Source organism: Kribbella sp. NPDC051620 (genome assembly GCF_044453825.1).
Classification (GTDB): Bacteria; Actinomycetota; Actinomycetes; order Propionibacteriales; family Kribbellaceae; genus Kribbella.
In genome coordinates, this window is sequence record NZ_JBITDB010000004.1 from 907,532 (window position 1) to 924,574 (window position 17,043).

The 17,043-nt window shown below is 68.1% G+C and carries 14 protein-coding genes; 4 read left to right on the forward strand and 10 right to left on the reverse strand.

Annotated elements, in window-relative coordinates; translation table 11 throughout:
- Positions 1 to 39 precede the first annotated feature (39 nt).
- Positions 40 to 1,245: a Na+/H+ antiporter NhaA gene (gene nhaA / locus ACIA12_RS23425; RefSeq protein ID WP_396369153.1), complete on the reverse strand. Its 1,206-nt coding sequence runs from the start codon at positions 1,243 to 1,245 to the stop codon at positions 40 to 42.
- 285 nt (positions 1,246 to 1,530) lie between these two features.
- On the opposite strand from nhaA, the gene ACIA12_RS23430 reads away from it, so the two are divergent.
- A complete protein-coding gene (locus ACIA12_RS23430) occupies positions 1,531 to 2,289 on the forward strand; it encodes a GntR family transcriptional regulator (protein ID WP_396369154.1) in 759 nt (252 codons plus the stop codon).
- Positions 2,290 to 2,314: 25 nt separating this feature from the next.
- Here the strand turns inward: ACIA12_RS23430 and ACIA12_RS23435 are convergent, their stop codons facing one another.
- The 4 genes from ACIA12_RS23435 to acs form a co-directional block, all read right to left on the reverse strand.
- Positions 2,315 to 4,726, reverse strand: a complete 2,412-nt coding sequence (locus tag ACIA12_RS23435) for a hypothetical protein (RefSeq protein ID WP_396369155.1) — start codon at positions 4,724 to 4,726, stop codon at positions 2,315 to 2,317.
- 67 nt (positions 4,727 to 4,793) lie between these two features.
- Positions 4,794 to 5,234, reverse strand: coding sequence for a hypothetical protein (locus ACIA12_RS23440; protein ID WP_396369156.1), 441 nt, complete (start codon positions 5,232 to 5,234; stop codon positions 4,794 to 4,796).
- A gap of 19 nt (positions 5,235 to 5,253) precedes the next feature.
- A complete protein-coding gene (locus ACIA12_RS23445; protein ID WP_396369157.1) occupies positions 5,254 to 5,472 on the reverse strand; it encodes a hypothetical protein in 219 nt (72 codons plus the stop codon).
- A gap of 98 nt (positions 5,473 to 5,570) precedes the next feature.
- On the reverse strand, positions 5,571 to 7,505 hold the full coding sequence (acs, locus tag ACIA12_RS23450) for an acetate--CoA ligase (RefSeq protein WP_396369390.1): 1,935 nt from the start codon (positions 7,503 to 7,505) through the stop codon (positions 5,571 to 5,573).
- A 255-nt stretch (positions 7,506 to 7,760) separates the two neighbouring features.
- Between acs and ACIA12_RS23455 the strand changes: the two genes are divergently transcribed.
- A complete protein-coding gene (locus tag ACIA12_RS23455; RefSeq protein WP_396369158.1) occupies positions 7,761 to 7,898 on the forward strand; it encodes a hypothetical protein in 138 nt (45 codons plus the stop codon).
- Here the strand turns inward: ACIA12_RS23455 and ACIA12_RS23460 are convergent.
- Positions 7,884 to 8,345, reverse strand: a complete 462-nt coding sequence (locus ACIA12_RS23460; protein WP_396369159.1) for a MarR family winged helix-turn-helix transcriptional regulator — start codon at positions 8,343 to 8,345, stop codon at positions 7,884 to 7,886. The two genes, ACIA12_RS23455 and ACIA12_RS23460, sit on opposite strands and share 15 nt — an antisense overlap.
- A gap of 103 nt (positions 8,346 to 8,448) precedes the next feature.
- On the opposite strand from ACIA12_RS23460, the gene ACIA12_RS23465 reads away from it, so the two are divergent.
- Positions 8,449 to 8,898 carry a MarR family winged helix-turn-helix transcriptional regulator gene (locus tag ACIA12_RS23465; RefSeq protein ID WP_396369160.1) on the forward strand — a complete coding sequence of 150 codons (450 nt, stop codon included), beginning with the start codon at positions 8,449 to 8,451 and terminating at the stop codon, positions 8,896 to 8,898.
- Positions 8,899 to 8,901: 3 nt separating this feature from the next.
- On the opposite strand, the gene ACIA12_RS23470 is transcribed toward ACIA12_RS23465, so the two are convergent.
- Complete coding sequence (locus tag ACIA12_RS23470; RefSeq protein ID WP_396369161.1) at positions 8,902 to 9,843, reverse strand: superoxide dismutase; 942 nt, start codon at positions 9,841 to 9,843, stop codon at positions 8,902 to 8,904.
- 167 nt (positions 9,844 to 10,010) lie between these two features.
- Here ACIA12_RS23470 and ACIA12_RS23475 point away from each other — a divergent pair, with 167 nt between their 5' ends.
- The gene (locus ACIA12_RS23475) at positions 10,011 to 11,009 is read left to right on the forward strand and encodes a winged helix-turn-helix domain-containing protein (protein WP_396369162.1); all 999 of its coding nucleotides are present in this window, start codon (positions 10,011 to 10,013) and stop codon (positions 11,007 to 11,009) included.
- 103 nt (positions 11,010 to 11,112) lie between these two features.
- Here ACIA12_RS23475 and ACIA12_RS23480 read toward each other — a convergent pair whose 3' ends face one another.
- The 3 genes from ACIA12_RS23480 to ACIA12_RS23490 form a co-directional block, all read right to left on the reverse strand.
- Positions 11,113 to 11,622 (reverse strand): hypothetical protein, encoded by a 510-nt coding sequence (locus tag ACIA12_RS23480; RefSeq protein WP_396369163.1) that lies wholly within the window; start codon positions 11,620 to 11,622, stop codon positions 11,113 to 11,115.
- 270 nt (positions 11,623 to 11,892) lie between these two features.
- Entirely contained in the window at positions 11,893 to 15,501 is a 3,609-nt protein-coding gene (locus ACIA12_RS23485) for a discoidin domain-containing protein (protein WP_396369164.1), read from the reverse strand.
- A 192-nt stretch (positions 15,502 to 15,693) separates the two neighbouring features.
- The gene (locus ACIA12_RS23490; protein WP_396369165.1) at positions 15,694 to 17,016 is read right to left on the reverse strand and encodes a hypothetical protein; all 1,323 of its coding nucleotides are present in this window, start codon (positions 17,014 to 17,016) and stop codon (positions 15,694 to 15,696) included.
- Between the last annotated feature and the right edge of the window lie 27 nt (positions 17,017 to 17,043).

The window sequence follows — 17,043 nt, forward strand, 5'->3', positions numbered from 1 at the left end:
GTTCCACCACTGGCCACGACACTAGCTGGTACCCCGGCGCTATTCCTCGGCGTACGCGCGGTTGCGGCGGAACAGCAGCGCTGCGGCGATCAGGGCGGACAGCAGCGAGGCGACCAGGACCGCGGCCTTGGCGCGTTCGATCTGGGCGAGGTCGTCGCCGAAGGCGAGCTGGGCGATCAGCAACGCGACGGTGAAGCCGATCCCGGCCAGTACCGAGACCGCGCCGACGTCTCGCCAGGCGAGGTCGGAGTTCAGCTCGGCCCGGGTGAAGCGCGCGGTCAGCCAGGACCCGCCGAAGACGCCGATCACCTTGCCGGCCATCAGCCCGGCGACCACGCCGATCGCGACCGGGTCGGTCAGCATCTCGCGCAACGCGTCACCGCCGAGCGTGACACCCGCGGCGAACAAGGCGAACACGGGCACCGCGACCCCCGCCGACCACGGCCGCAGCCGGTGCTCCAGCCGCTCGGCCGGGGACCGCTCCTCGTCGGCGTCAGGGAGGACGCGGGTCACCAGACCGAGCGCGACGCCCGCGATCGTGGCGTGGATACCCGACTCGTGCATGAACCACCAGGCCGCCAGGACGACCGGCACGTACAGCAACGGCGTACGGACCCGCCGGCGTTGGAGGACGTAGAACGCCGCGATGAGGACCAGCGCCGCGAGCAGGTAGAGAAGGTTGATCCCGTGTGAGAAGAAGACGGCGATCACCAGGATCGCGCCGAAGTCGTCGACCACCGCGAGCGTGAGCAGGAAGGCCCGCAGTGCGCTCGGCAACGACCGGCCGACGATCGCCAGCACCGCCAGCGCGAACGCGATGTCGGTTGCCGTCGGCACCGCCCAGCCATGTGGCTTGCCGTCGGCAACGGTCAAGTTGATCGCCGCGTAGATGATGGCCGGCGCCGCCATCCCGCAGAACGCCGCGACCACCGGTACGACGGCCTCGCTGATCCGCGACAGCGTGCCCACCACGAGTTCACGCTTGAGCTCGACACCGGCCAGGTAGAAGAACAACGTCAGCGCGCCGTCGGTGGCCCACTGCTCGACCGTCAACGGACCGAGTTGCGCGTCCCGCAGGTGGTGGTAGCTGTCCTGCCAGGGCGAGTTCGCCCAGATGAGCGCGATCACCGCCGCCGCGACGAGCACCAGGCCGCCGGTCGTCTCGGCGCGCAGCGTGTCCGCGAGGAAGGCGCGCTCGGACCCCAGGATCCGCGGGAAGGCTCGTCGTTTCTGCAGCAGCCGCACGGGCGGCCCCCCTCTGTTCGGGCGTCGTCGGACCGTTCGCCGACCAGACTTCCCGGCACACCAGGCGGCGGAGCGCCATGCCCCACTCTAACCGCCGCCACACTTCGTCGGCCGATGTTGTCGCCAAAGGTATCCATTGCCTGCCAATATGATTACTGGCGACCTGGGGTGCCGGACAGTAATGTCGGGCGTAGTTGGTGGTCTAGTTGGAAACTTTCAGGAGCGCACAGGCTCGCGACCCCCGGCAACCGGTTTGCCGGGCACATTCCCAGGGATACTGACGTCATGGCCCGCCCAAGGAACAACCCCGGTGACCTCGCCGAACTCCCGACGGAGCTCCGCACCGACCGGCCGAAGGGTGACCAGATCCGCGAGATCCTCCAGACCCTCACCCGCAGCCTCAGCGCGGGCACGGTGCTGCCCTCGGAGCGGGTGCTGGCCGAGCGTTTCGGCGTCGCCCGGATGACAGTGCGCCAGGAGGTGGACCGGGTCGTCGCCGAAGGCCTGGCGTCGCGCCGGCCCGGTGGTGGCACGTTCGTCACCGAGCCGCGCCCGGCACAGATGCTCACGTCGTCCTTCAGTCAGGACATGCGCGCCCGCGGCATCACCCCCGGCGCCAAGGTCCTCGAGCACAGGGTCGGTACCGCGGACGAGGCGCTGGCCGCCGAGCTGGAGGAGCCAGTCGGTACTCCGGTACTGCACCTGATCCGGCTGCGTACCGCCGACGGCGAGCCGATGGCCATCGAGCGGACGGCCTTGTCCCTCCGGCGGTACCCGGGCCTGGAGGAACTGGACCTGGCCGAGGTCTCGCTCTACGACTCCTTGTCGACCCGCTGGGGTGTCACCCTCGGCATGGTCTCCGCCTCGATCGTCGCGGCCCCACCGGACCCGGCCGACGCCGAGATGCTGGGCATCGATGCCACCGTTCCCTGCCTGATCATCACCTCGGCGCCGCGCACCGCCTCCGGTGAGGTGATCGAGTTCGGCCGCTCCGTCTACCGCTCCGACCGCTACGACATCACCGTCGCCTACCGCGCCACCTGACGGCTCGCACTAGACCAATTCCGGGCTACCCGGGGAGGTCTGCCGTCAGGGTGTAGTAGCCACCACCGCTCGGCGGGATATCGAAAGCTGTCATCAACAGCATTCCGTCGCGCACGATCGCCGAGGTGAACCCCTGGCGTCCTGGCCCCTTGAGCCGAGCACCGTCCACCACCACCGGCTTCCACGAAACGCCGTCCCGGGTGAACCAGGCCGCAGCGTCGAGCTGATCACCGCTGCCCTCGTATCCCAGCGCCACCAGCCCGTTCGGCACGTTGACCAGGGTGTGCGCGTAACCGGGGCCCGACAGGACAATCGGGCCGGCCGTCCAGCTCGCGCCACCATTCCTGGAGGTCCAACTGGTCCAGCCGCCCTCGGTGTCGGCGGCAGTCCGGTAGTAGTCGCCGATCGCGACCAGAGTGTTGCCGGTCCTTCCCAGCGCACTCACGTTGGCGCTGTACACCTTCTTCGGCAGCGGCAGGCGGATCGGTGCGCCCCAGCTGCTGCCGTTCGGAGAAAGCCAGGCGGCAGGGCTCTGATCGCCAGGATCGCCCCCGGCGACAAATCGGGAACCCACCGCGAGGACGGTGCTCATCTCAGCCTCACCTTGCACAGTGCGCAGACTCCCGGACGTGGTGCGCCGCGAATCGGACTCGGGACCGGCCGGCAGTACCCGCCCACCGCCGCCTTCCGTCCAGGCCTTTCCGTCGGCAGAATGCATCGTCCAGGCGTCAACATGACTGTCGCCGTCGGATCGCTGACCGACAACCACCCAGCCCCCGGCGCCGATCGCGATCGCCTTGGGCGAGGGTCCGCCGTAGGGGGAGTTCGCGTTGACGCCGAAGACCGGTGAGTCGGTCTCGGCCCAGCGGCCGTTCCGGTCCCGGATCCAGACGGCCGCCCGCGAGCCGATCGGCAGACTCTTCTCGCCCATCGCCACCACTCGCCCGTCCGCGGTGGAGGTGGCGTCAGTAAGGCTCACGTTCACGCCGTCGCTGCGTCCGGACAGAGTCGTAGCTCGCCACTTGCCGCCGAGTTGCTGCCACGCGGTCGGCGCATCAGCAACGGAGCCGACGGCGATCACGTCCTTGCCGGCTGCCAGGACGGTGGTCACGCTGCTTGATGCCCGGCCCGCCGATGCCTCGGCCGGCAGAGCAATCCGCGTCACCGCGCGATCGTGGTACCGCCAGGCGGCCGGCTCCGTCGTCCCGCTGCGGTTGTTCGAACCCACCACGACGACGTCGTTGCCAACGGCTACGGAGTCGGTAGCGATCTGATCGCCGCGGCCACGCTGGCTGGCGCCGTCGCTGCGATCGGCGAGTCGCGACCAGCCCGGACCGGCCGCGACCATGAGCTCGACGGTGCCCGCCGTCGTCTGGCTCGACAGCACCCAGTCCTTGCCTGCCTTGGCCAGACTCTTCGGCTCGTCGTCGTACGTCGACCCGGTGACCCTCGGCTCGGCGGCGACCTGCCAGGAGCTACCGGCCGCGCCACCTTCCAGCACGACCCCGTCCCACGAACCGTCTTCGTCGTAGCCGCCGCCCTGCGCGAGGGCGACGAACTTCCCGTCGCCGAACGCCAGAGCGGCGTTGAAGACCCGGTAGTCGGCCGCGATCTCGCCGCGGACGACCGAAGGGCGAAAGCTCTTGCCGGCGTCGGTCGAGTACCAGTACTGCAGCCGTTCGTCCTGCTTGGCGTTGCCGGGAGTGGAGAGCCCGCCGCTGATGACGATGTTGTCGCCAGAAGCAACGATGGCGGTCAGTGACAGTTCACCGTTCGCGGTCGGCTTGAGTCCGAGCTCCGCACCCACGGCGCGCTGCCAGGAGACGCCGTCGGAGGACTGCCAGTACACGATCGGGAACCGGTTGCCGCCCGCGGCGATATTGCTCTGCCCGACGATCGCGAAGCCGGTCGGGATGGCGGTGATGGCGCTCACTGAGTCATTCGCCGTGAAGACCTTCTCGTCGAGGTGACTCCGCTCCCAGGAGTGGCCGTCCGAACTGCGCCACAGGACCGGCCGGCTGTTCGAAGTGCCGATGGCGACGAATCCGGCCGGGCCGGCGGCGATGTCGGTCGGATATTCGATGGTGCCCGACCGCTGCACTGACTCCTCGTCCAACTCACGGCGGACCCAGGTCGAGCCGCCGTCGTCACTGGAGAGGAACAGCGGCCGGCTGACGTTGGAGGACTGGTCGAACCCCGCCGCAACCACCAACTCACCACGGGCTCCGACGGCCTGCAAAGCCTGCGGGGTCCGATCGCCAGGTGGATGGACTCTGTCGGCCTCCTGCCGAGTGGACGGCGCCGCGAAGTCGACCGGCCGCGCCACGGTGATCTCACGCCCGGTGTCCTCGCGGTCAGCTGATTTGCAGGCGCCGGTGGCAAGACCGAGTGCGAGCAACAGACCGATGGTGATGACGCGGAGCCCCAGACGCTTCATGCTGGAAGTCTAGGGAAAACGCGCCCTGGGTCGTCGGTCCTCCCGGCATGGCTGTGGATAACCGCGGTCAGAGGTGTGTGGACAAGACGCCGAGGGCGAAGGCGGAACCGGCCAGCGCCAGCATGATGGTGGCGAGGGTGATCAGCTGGCGTTGCAGGGCCGGGCGTTCGGTGGCGGTGGCGAAGATTCGGCGGGGCCAGTGGTGCCAGGAGACGTAGTAGAAGATGCCTGTCGCCAGCAGGAGCAGGACGGCTTTGAGGGCGTGGATCCACCAGTGGTGGTGGTCCAGCAGGAGCAGCACGATGCCAGTGAGGGCGATCACCGCGATCAGCGCGAGCACCTTGTAACGGTTGCCTGAGGCAATGACTGCGGTGAGGTGCTCGCGGTCTTCCTCGCGGGGCCCGAAGTACTTCTTCAGCTTCGGCTGGACGACGAACAGCGAATAGGCCATGCCGCCGACCCAGGCGGCTGCCAGGCCGGCGTGGATGATGGCGATCAGGGCGGTCATCCGGCGATCATGCCACGGGTCAGTGGCGGTTGCGGGGATGGTTCTTGCCCATCCGCTCGTTGCCGCGTTTGTAGTTGCCGGTCCAGCGGGCCATGACTTCCTGGGGGTCGTCGTCGACCTCGGCGAGGAACTCGGCGGCGCGGGCGGCGCGCAGTACGGTGGCCGGCTTGCCGTGGTGGGTGATGCGGACGGTGCCGTCGGAGCGCGTCTCGTAGTCGAATCCGTTGGGTGCAGGCACGGGGTCATTCCAGCAGCGCTGGAGTCGAGGGAGCAACCGGATAAAACAGCAGCCTGTACGCCGAACACCGGCGTACAGGCTGCTGGGTGGAGTGGGTGTCAGTCCTCGTCGGACTTGCCGGACTCCAGGTTGGTCTTGATCAGGTCCATCACCGTGCTGTCGGCCAGCGTGGTGACGTCGCCGACCTCGCGGTTCTCGGCGACGTCGCGCAGCAGCCGGCGCATGATCTTGCCGGAGCGGGTCTTGGGGAGCTCGGCGACGACCATGATCTGCCGCGGCTTGGCGATCGGGCCGATCTCCTTCGCGACGTGGTTGCGGAGCTCCTGGACGACGTCCGGACCGCCGTCGCCCGCCTCGGAGCGGAGGATGACGAAGGCCGCGATCGCCTGGCCGGTGGTCGGATCGGAGGCGCCGACGACGGCCGCCTCGGCGACCTTCGGGTGGGAGACCAGGGCCGACTCGATCTCGGTGGTGGACAGCCGGTGGCCGGACACGTTCATCACGTCGTCGACCCGGCCGAGCAGCCAGATGTCGCCGTCCTCGTCCTTCTTCGCGCCGTCACCGGCGAAGTACACGCCCGGCCAGCGCGACCAGTACGTGTCCTTGAACCGCTCGTCGTCGCCCCACAGCGTCCGCAGCATGGCCGGCCACGGCTTGTCGATGATCAGGTAGCCGCCGGAACCGTTCGGCACCGACTTGCCCGCGTCGTCGACGACATCGACGCTCACGCCCGGGATCGCCTTCATCGCGGCACCCGGCTTGCCCGCCGTCACGCCCGGCAGCGGGGAGATCATGTGCATGCCGGTCTCGGTCTGCCACCAGGTGTCGACGACCGGCGTCTTGTTGCCGCCGATGTTCTCCCGGTACCAGATGTAGGCCTCCGGGTTGATCGGCTCACCCACGGAGCCGAGCACCCGCAGGCTGGACAGGTCGAACTTCTCCGGGACCTGCTTGCCCCACTTCATGAACGTGCGGATCGCCGTCGGCGCGCAGTACAGGATGGAGACCTTGTACTTCTGGATGATCTCCCACCAGCGGCCTTGGTGCGGGGTGTCCGGGGTGCCTTCGTACAGCACCGACGTGGTGGCGTTGGCCAGCGCGCCGTACACGATGTAGCTGTGGCCGGTGACCCAGCCGATGTCGGCAGCGGTCCAGTAGACGTCGGTCTCCGGCTTGAGGTCGAACACCGCCCACTGCGTGTACGACGTGCCCACCAGGTAGCCGCCGGTCGTGTGCAGGATGCCCTTCGGCTTGCCGGTGCTGCCCGACGTGTACATCACGTACAGCGGGTGCTCGGCGTCGAACGCCTCCGGCGTGTGCTCGGTCGACTGCTTGCCGACGAAGTCCTCCCACCACAGGTCGCGGTTCGCGACCATCGCGGTCTCCTGGCCGGTCCGGTTGACGACCAGGACGTTGCGGACGTCCGGGCAGTCGACCAGCGCGGCGTCGACGGCCGGCTTCAGCGCCGCCGGGGCACCGCGGCGGTACCCGCCGTCGGAGGTGATCACGACGCGGGCGTCGCAGTCCAGGATCCGGTCCTTGAGCGCCTCGGACGAGAAGCCGCCGAAGATGACCGTGTGCGGTGCGCCGATCCGGGCGCAGGCCAGCATCGCGACCACGGTCTCGGGGATCATCGGCATGTAGATCGCGACGATGTCCCCGGCCTTGACGTTCAGCTCGAGCAGCGCGTTGGCCGCCTTGCTGACCTCGTCCTTGAGCTGGGCATAGGTGATCTCCCGGGTGTCGCCGGGCTCACCCTCGAAGTAGTAGGCGACCTTGTCGCCGAGACCGTTCTCGACGTGCCGGTCGACGCAGTTGTACGCCGCGTTGAGCTTGCCGTCGGCGTACCACTTGGCGAACGGCGCGTTGCTCCAGTCGAGTGTCTCGGTGGGCTCGACGGCCCAGCTGATCCGCTTGGCCTGCTCCGCCCAGAAGCCCTCGAAGTCGGCCTCGGCCGCCGCGTAGGCGTCGGCCTTGACGTTCGCGTTCGCGGCGAGCTCGGCGGGCGGTTCGAACCGGCGCTCCTCGTGCATCAGGTTCGACAGCGCATCGGACGGGTTGGACTCGGAACTGGTCACGTCGCGGACTCCTCGTTGAGAGCTGCAAGTCTTCAGCGCGAAACTGCGCGCTACTGCACCTTTCTACCAACGCCGGACCAGCCGCGGTACTGGTGCCTCGCCCAGCTGCCCCCGATCTGCGCCGAACGGGCCGGAATCACGCCGACCGGCGGGAACCGGATCGCGGCTGCGCGCATCGGACCTGATGTGCCGATCGATGAAGGAGTCGCGATGTCGCAGCAGGGTGAAGTGACGACCGAGGCCCCCAAGCGCCGCTTGTCCCGGGCGGCGCGTCGCCGGGTGCACGCCCGGGAGCGCCGCGTACGGCGTACCCAGGCGTCGGCTCGTGCTCTGCTACCGGTCCGCTAGCCCTTGGTGGTGATCGAGGACTTTGGTCAGCAGGGCAGCGAGCTGGCCCCGCTCTGAGGGGGAGAGCGGGGCGAACAGCTCGTCCTGGGCCGCCCGGACCAGGGTTTCCAGTCGCTCACGCTGTACTTCGCCAGCGGCGGTCAGGGTGATGATGTTGCGCCGGCCGTCGGCGGGGTCGGGGGACCGTACGACGTAGCCGAGGTCGGCCAGCTCGTTGATGGCGGCCACCACGTCACTGCGGTCGATCCCGGTACGCCGCCCGAGCGACGCCTGACTGGCCGGCCCGTACTCCGCCAGCGTCGCGAGCAGCCGGTAGTGGTACCCGCGGGCGTTCCCCGCAGCGAAGGTCTCCCCGATGATCCGCTGCGCATGCATCGCACTCTGCGTGAGCAACCAGCTGGGCATCCCTGCCAGCTCACTCGGCCCTGCTTCGTCACCCGTCGCCACAACCGGAGTCTATTCCGTTGGGCCGACCAACGAGCAGCGGCCTTTTGCAGGTTGATGCAATTCGCGATCGAGAGCCTCGGATTGAGCCTGAGCCCGTGCCACGATGCCAATTCGGGACATGGGGGAGGTGGTCGCATTGGCGGAAGAGACTCTGCGGTTGCTGGTCGGCATGCACCGGGTGGTGCGCCATCTGCGCCGGACCGGCGAGACCAGGGCACTGCATCCGACGCAGTTCATCGCGCTGCGGCTGATCGGGGACGAGCAACCGATCCGGATCGGTGAGATCGCGGCCCGGGTGCCGTGTTCGCAGCCGACCGCGACGACGACTGTCGCCGGGCTCGAAGCGGCGGGGTTGGCGCGGCGTCAGCCCGACGTACTGGATGGACGCGCGACTGCCGTCGTACTGACCCCGCGCGGCGACGACATGGTGAAGGCGGCCGGGCAGCACGCGGTCGACGACCTCACCAAGCTGCTCGACCGCCTGTCGGACGACGAGCGGGCACTGCTGCTGTCGGCCGGCGCCGTGCTGTCCCGGATGGCCGACGAGCTCTAGTTTCTAGTTGAGCCCTGGGACGACAGTCACCGTGTACGGCGGGGTGCCGGGCTTGGCGTCGAGCTGGCTGTTCACCCAGAGCAGGCGGTGACCGTCCCGGGCGATCGTGGTCGGGGTGGCATTGGTTGCCCCAGGCATCGAATCCGCGAGCACCTGCGCCTTGGTCCAGTCGCGGTTGAGCAGGGCGAGCCTGGTGACGTACTTGCCGCCGCCGGCGTTGTAGACGGCGTACAGGCGATGGCCTTCGAGGAGATACCCGTCGCCGGACAGGATGCCGTTCGCGCCGCTGATCTCCAGCGTGGTGACCGCTTTGGTGCGCAGGTTGATGCTGTAGGTGACGTCCTGGCCCTGCTCGCCCACCAGCAGCCGGTGGCCGTCGGTGACGATGCCGTTGAGGAAGTACGGCGTCGGCTGGATCTTGTCGCGGGTCAGCCAGGGCCTGAGGCGGCCGAGGCCGTCCTTGGTGAGGGCGGCCCGCCAGATCTGGTTGTGGGCCGAGTCGGTGACGTAGACGGCGTCCTCGGTGAAGGTGAAGTCGTTGAGGAACGAGCCCTCGGCGGCCGGTCGGATCGCCAGCAGGTGGCCGCGGGCGTCGTACATGTAGAGCTTGGAGGTGCTGGCGCCGGCGACGAGGACTCGACCCCAGCGGTCGACGTGGATCCCGGTGGCCGTCGTACGGCCGTCGCTGCCGGCGGGGAGGAACGGTTTTAGCCTCGGCGCACGGACCGTACCGCGGTAGACGGCACCGGTGCCGACGCTGGTGACGTAGATCGTCCCGTCCCGGGTCACCTCGATACCTTCCGGGGTATCGCCGGGGGTGGTCGAGACGACGTACGTCTCCGGACGCTGGTGGTACTGGTGGTGAGCCTGGGCAGTGGGCTGGACACCAGCAGCGATCAGCGGAGCAGCCAGCAGGACAGTGGTAGCAGTACGTCGACGAATCATGCCCGCCACCCTGACCGCGGCCCGGCCCCCGACTCGACCGGTTTCGGCCACGCCCGAAGTCGTATGTCACGCCGGGTGCTTCGGGAGGACGGCGGTCCGGGGACGGCTGCTTCGGGCAGGGCCGAAGTGGGGGTCCGGACGGACCGGTTGACGGGCACAATCGGGGGATGATGCGGCTTCACTTCAGTCCGGCGGACCTGGCTCGGGTGACGTTCCCGGCCGAGCCCGAGCCGCTCTGGGAGGCCGCTCTGGCCGCTCGCGCGCTGGGGGAGCGACCGATGCCGCCGGCCGGCCGACGCTGGCGGCGCGAGGCGGCGCCGCTGCTCCGGCCCTCCATGCGACCCCTCTTCAAACTGATCAGCCCGACCGGTCGCGTCCCGGACTTCCTCACCCCCGAGGTGCCTTCGCCCGGACTCGAGCCGGCCCTGGCAATGCTGATGGACACGCCCGCCGACGTCGTCCGCGACCAACTCGGCCCGTACCTGCCGCCCGAGGTCGACGTCTTCATGAAAGGCCTGCTGTCGGGCAACGCCGAGTCCCGCCGAGCACTCGGCAACGCGGTCCGCGCGTTCCACGAGCACGTACTCGTCCCCTCCGGCGTCGAACTGGAACGCCGCTACGGCGCCGACCTCGCCCTCCGCTCCCGCGCGTTGCTCCAGGGCGGAGTAGAGGGCCTGCTCACCACCCTCCACCCCGACATCGAGTGGAACGCCCCCATCCTCACCACCCACGGGCTAGCCCCCGGTCCCACCTACGACATCCACCTGGAAGGCCGCGGCCTGACGCTCTACCCGTCCTCCCTAACCCCAGAAGCCCTAGCCCTGGACGTCCCCGGCCGCCGCCCGGTACTCATCTACCCCACCCTCGACCTGCCCCTACCCGACGACCAAGCCGTAGACGCCCTGGCCGACCTAGTAGGCCGCACCCGAGCCCTAGTCCTCCGCGCCTTGACCACCAGCGCCACCACCACCCAACTGGCCCGCCGCACAGGCATCTCCCTAGCCTCGGCAAGCGAACACGCCCGAGTACTACGCAACGCCGGCCTCCTAACCACCCACCGCACAGCCGGCACAGCCCACCACTCCCTAACCCCCACAGCCCACCGCCTACTAACCACAGGGCAACCCCGGGGCACCTTGGGGCAGATGAAGAAAATCAAAGCCTGACCGTCAACCGGCTTGTATAGTTGGTGATGCCTGGGGACAGAATAGTCCCCTCGAAGTGGACCCGGCAGCCTTCCGGACGGTAGGTGAGCCGGGTTTCGCGCGTTCAGAGCGGACGCAGCTGGCTGAAGTCAGACACTGCCTGTCGCCAATGCCCGCCGTGCATCCATGCCCAGGCAACGGCATCGGGGATCCATAGCAGCGGATCTGCCTTGGGGACGAGTAGGTTCCAGCGCAGGTCGAAACATCCCAAACGCTGGATCGCCGCGTGGATTACCTGCCGATCACTGTCCATGGTGGACTCGTCGCGTTCGATGAGCAGCAGCTCGGCGGTCGCTGAGTCGCGCACGATGGCTCGGAGGCAGCGCCGTCGGGCAGCCACCATGTCTCCATCCGCGTGATAGAGGTCAACCAGGGCGTGGAAACCGCCGATCACTCCGAGGATCTTCTTCCGGCGGGCGTTGCTCTCGTGGCGGAAGTGCAGGCGTTCCTGTCCTGGTAGCAACAGTCCGCGGAGTGCCTTGCGCTGAACGGCGACCTCGCCCGCCTGGCAGCGCGCGGCGGCCATGAGCAGGCCGCGGGTCTTGGTTTCGTCGACGAAGACGTGGATCGGCATTGCTTGGATTCCCCCAGGGCCTGGAACGCAAAGTCCAAGCCTGGCAGGGGATTGGTGGTTGACCGAGGGGATTCGTGGGGCAGTTCGAACTGCCCCATGATATGGCCGGTGCAAGGCGTGGAAATCCTTGTAGTCTTCAAATGCCTCGCCTCAGGAGAGACGCTTGGAAGTTGGCCCGGCAGCCTACCGGACGGTGGGCGAGCCGGGTCCGCGCAACATGAGGAGCGACCGCCGGATTGGGTTTCGGCGGCCGCTCCTTGTTGTATGCGGCTAATTGCGGGTGATGGTGAAGGTTGTTGTGGTGTTGCGGATGTCTACCGCGTTGTTGGACAACGTGAGGTTGTTGAAGGTGGCGCTGCCCATGGCGGGACCTTCGCCGGGTTCTGGGAGTTCGTTGGCCCAGATGCCGAAGCCGGACTTGGCGTCGAACGCGTCGCCGGACTTGCGGGCGCCGGAGATGGTGATGTTGGTGAGGATGGTGTCGGTGACCGGGAACAGCGGGTTGTTGCTGCCGACGTAGTCGGTCTGGAACATGATCCCGCTGTAGGTCGGGTCCACGATGTCCACATCGCTGATCCGGATTCCCTGGAACACCTTGGTGGCGGAGTAGATCCAGATCCCCGGGAAGGTCTGCGCTCCCCAGAAATGGCCGCCGGATCTGACCACCGAGATGTTCTCCCAGCGCGTCGGCGGGGTGGCGCCGAAGCCGTTCATCGGGATGCCGAAGTCGAGCGAGCTGATCGTGATCCCGGAGTACACCAGCATGTCCGCGACGTACAGGTTGCGGAAGATGTTGTTGGTGCCGCCGTAGACCGCGAAGCCGGCCGCCCGCCAGGTCAGCGTCGCCGAGAGGTTCTCGAAGACGTTGTCCCGGACCTCGCCCCCGCCGCCGTCGACGGCGTTGAAGAGCGCGAAGCTGTCGTCACCGGTGCTGCGGGCGTCGTTGTTGCTGACCAGGTTGCCGGCCGAGCCGTTGGTCATGTTGATGCCGTCGGCAAAGGTGTCCCGGATCCGCGAGTTCTTGATCGTGGAGTTGTCGGTGTTCGCGCCCCAGTACAGGCACATCTGGTGCTCGATCCAGATGTTGTCGATGGTCATGTTCGAGGTGCCGTTGAAGTTGAACACCTTGCCCGGACCGTCGTTGCGGCTGTCGTAGTTGCCGAAGTACGAGAAGCCGCTGAACGTCGACCCGTTCGCCGACGAGGCGGCGTCGAACCCGACGTCGGTGTTGGTCTGGCCGGTCGGCGCGATGAACCGGGTGTACCAGGGACCGGCGCCGACGACCTTGATCGCGCGGCTGTTCACGTTGAACTTGCCAGAGGTCTGGTAGTCACCGGCCGGCAGGTAAACCCCTTGCAGGGTTGAGCTCTGCTGCGCCGTGTTCAGCGCGTTCTGCACATCCTGCTGCGTGAAGCCGGCCGGTACGACGTAACCCGCACCCGGGTTGGCGACCGGCGCGACCTGCTCGGTGTCGATGAAGTCGATCGCGTAGGTGGTGGTGTTGGCCGGGTCCTTCTGCAGCTTGATCTTCGTACCGGCCGGGAAGGTCCCGTCCAGCATGATGTTCGCCTCGTCGTAGATGTGCCTGGCCGGTCCGGCGCCCGGCGAGTTGCCCGGGCCGGCCTCCGCGCCGTACAGCCACGCGTACTTCGAGGTAAGCGGGAGCGCCTTGTGGAAGGTGCCGTTGACGTAGACGTTGATGCTCGAGTTGATCCCGCCACCGCCGGCCGAGTCCGGGATGGAGAACCGGGTGACGAGGGTGTTCGTGCTCGCCTTGGTGGTGAACTCGACGAACGCGCCGTTCGAGTTCAGGGTGACCGCCTTGCGGCCGGACGCCTCACCGGCGAGGTCGCCGATGGTGCGGTTCGGGCCGACCACGACCGCGCCGCCACCGGTCGAGGCGTCCTCGGCCTCCAGGTGGTCGTACGGCATGTTGGCACCGCGTCCGACGAAGAACGGCCGCTCGCTGGTGTTGTTGGTGCGCTTGACGGGCAGCTCGTTCGCGTCGTCGGCGAGGACTACGCGGACGGAGTACCGGCCGTTGGCTGCTGTCCAGGTGCCGAGGCTGACCGGCGTGGTGGTGGCTCCCGCGGCAATCGCACCGGAGTACGAGGCCGTGAGGGTTTTGACGACAGTACTGCCGCTCAGCAGGGTCAAGGTGATGCCGTGGGCGCCGGACGCCGAGGCGATGGTGCCCTGGTTCTTGATCGCGACCGAGAACGTCACCGTGTTGCCGGCGGCCGGGTTGCCCGGGGTCCAGCTCACCGCGGAGGCGATCAGATCGGAGCTCGCGACCGGGGTGACGACGAGCGGGCTCGCGCTGTTACCGGTGTTGTTCGCGTCGTTCTGCTCGATGATCGTGTTCGACTCGTCCACCTTGGCGCTCAGCGGATAACTCCCCGCGTCACGAGCGCCGATCGACGCGGTGACGGTGGCGGATGCGCCGGCGGCGATGGCGCCGACGGCTACGGTACCGACCTTCGTCGTACCGAGGTAGAAGTTGAGGTCGGTCGCACCGGAGGCCGCGGTGCCGGTGTTGTTGACCCGGGCGGACAGCGTGATCGAGTCGGTCTCGACCGGTGCGGCCGGCGTCCAGGTCACGTTGGAGACGGTGAGGTCCGGGTTCGGGGCAGGTGCGCCCATCACCTGGAACTCGGCGACCTGACCGGCGGGGGCGCCGGTGTTGGCGGTGAAGTTCAGCCGGACGTCGGCGATCCGCGCGCTCACCGGGATCGTGACGGTGTTGCCGGACGACGGGCTGAAGTTGTACGAGGCAGAGCCGACGATCGTGCTGAAGCCGGACGCGCTCTGCTCGCGACCGAGGATCGAGAACGTCTGGGTGCGGTTGCCCCACGCGCTGTCCGGGTTGAGCCGGATGACGATCGAGCTGATGTCGGCGTTCGAGCCGAGCTGGGTGGTCAGCGTGGCCGGGTTGGCGTTGCCTTCCCAGTAGGTCTGCACGTTGTCGTCGTTCGCGTTGGTCGCGACGAAGGTGAAGACCGAGCCGGACGCGGTGATCGGCTTGCCGAGCGCGAGGTTGGTACCGGGTCCGCTGCTGCCGCCGCGGGTGACGGTGTTGCTGTTCGGCGACTGGTTGCCGACGGCATCCTTCGCGCGGACGAAGTAGCTGACCGAGGTGCTGGCCGGCTGGGTGTCGGTGTAGGTCAGGACGTTGCCGGCGACGCTGGTACGCAGCGCGCCGTTGGCGTACAGGTCGTAGCCGGTGACGCCGACGTTGTCGGTCGAGGCGGTCCAGGTGAGCTTGATCTGGCCCGCGGCGGGTTCGGTGAAGGCCAGGCTGCCCGGGGCGGTGGGAGCCTGGGTGTCGCCGGTCGCCGGGCCGTAGACCTCGAGTTCGGAGACCTGTCCCGCGGGCCAGCCGGTGTTCGCGGTGATCAGGATCCGGATGTACCGCGCGGTCGAGTTGCCGTAGTCGATCGTCAGCGTGTTGCCCGGCGCGTTGAACGCGCGCGACGCCGACGCGGACAGATCGTTGAAGTTCTGGCCGTCGGTACTTCCCTGTACTGCGAGGGTCTCGTTGCGCGAACCCCAGCCGGACGGCAGCTTGAGCACGACCTGGTTGGTGCTGACCGATGAGCCGAGGTCGACCTGGACCCACTGCGGGAACGCGTTGTTCGCGCTCTCCCAGTAGCTGCCCTGGTTTCCGTCGGTGACGTTGCCGGCGACGTAGTTCTGGGTGTTGCTGCTGGCGCTCGCGGACTTGCCGGCCGCGAGGTTGGGACCGGCCAGTACCGCGGCCGAAGCGGTCGAGCCGCTGCTGTGCGGGCCGGCCGCGGCGAACATCGGTCCGGCCGTCAGCAACAGACTGCCGGCGACTGTGGCGGCCAGCAGCCGCCAGCGTGCACGTGGGGTTCTCATGGCATCCGGGCCTCTCCGGTGGGCGGGGTGGTGAGGGCGGTACGGCTGCCAAGAAAATTGCACGATGCCTACGGAAGTTTCGTAAGTTTGCTGATTTCTTGCGCAGCGCTGGCTCATTGTTACGGCAGCGCTACACAAGCGTCAACGGTTCATGACCGGACGGTTTGCGTCGATGCGGGGTGCTCGAACGGCTCAGGCGGGGATCTTGACCCGGCCGAGCACCAGTTCGTTGGCGAGGAAGTCGCGGCACACGACGTACAGATAGCCACCGTGCAGCGCGAAATCGGCGCCCAGTGCCGCAGTCGAGAAGGAGCCGTCCGGCCGGATCAGCCGGATCGCCTTGCCGCGGGCCTTGTCGAGAATCGCCCTCTGCCCGGGGGTGTACTTGCCGTTGTAGTACTGACTGGTGTCCTGCGGCGGCTCCTGCGTGGTGCCCACCGCAAGCAGTCCGTCAGCGGCCGACATGCCGTAGCTGATGACGCCGATGGCCTGGATGTGGCCTTCCCGCGTGAACGGCGTCTCCGCCACCGGGGCGCCGAAGCTCGCGGAGCCGGTGAGCTGGGACGCCGCGAGTCCGTTGACTGTTCCCGACGCGGTGATGGCCAGGACCGAGAAGTCCACGCCGCTGCTGCCGACGCCTTCGATCCCCAGCGTGAAGGTGCCGTCCGGCTGGGTCTCCAGTTCGTCGATGTGCATCGCGGCGGTCGTGGTCCAGTCCAGGGCGCGGGTGTCGGCAGGCGGCCGGATCGCGGCCGGCGTTGCCGCCTTGGCGGCGGCAGCAGTGGTGAAGTCGGCGGGCCTGCCCGCGATCGTCCGTACCGTCCCGTCGGCCTCGATACGGCGAACCACCGCGCCGGCCTTGCCTGCCCCGCTGACATCCGCGGCGAAGACGAGTCGGCCGTCGGTGTCGACGGTGAACGCAGTGAACTTGCGCGTCGGCTCGCCGGTCGTCTCGCTGGTTGGCCGGTTGCCGAGGCCGTCGAAGCCGGAGAGGGCCGTGTCGTAGTCGATCACCGGTTCTCGGCTGCCGTCGGGCTTGATCCGATAGATGGTGTTCTTCTTCGTGCCGATCCAGAGATCGACGTAGGTCGAGCCGTCCGGCCCGACCGCGATCTCGGTGCCCATCCGCCAGGCCTGGTCCAGCGGCACCACTGTGCGGGTGCCGTCCGGCCGGATTCGCTCCAGCCGCTTGTGGTCGTCCGCGTTGATCAGCAGATTCGCCGTACCGTCCGGCGCGAACTCGACATCCCAGGCCGCTCCGAGGATCTTCGCGTCGAGCGCCTGTTTCGCGTCGGCTTCGGTACCGCCGCCGGCAACGATCTCGAACAGCGGTGCGACCGAAGGTGTTGTGCCCTTGGTCGGCTGCGCAATGCTCGAGTGCGCCGTGCTCGGCTGTGTACTACTCGGCAGGCCGGCCGGGGTCGGGTGGTCTGACGATGGCGAGTCGGTGCTGGTCACTGAGCATCCGGTGATGACGAGGGTCAGGGCGACGGTCGTCGTCAGCAGTCGAAGCACGAGGGTTGACAGTAGTTCGGGGCGGGG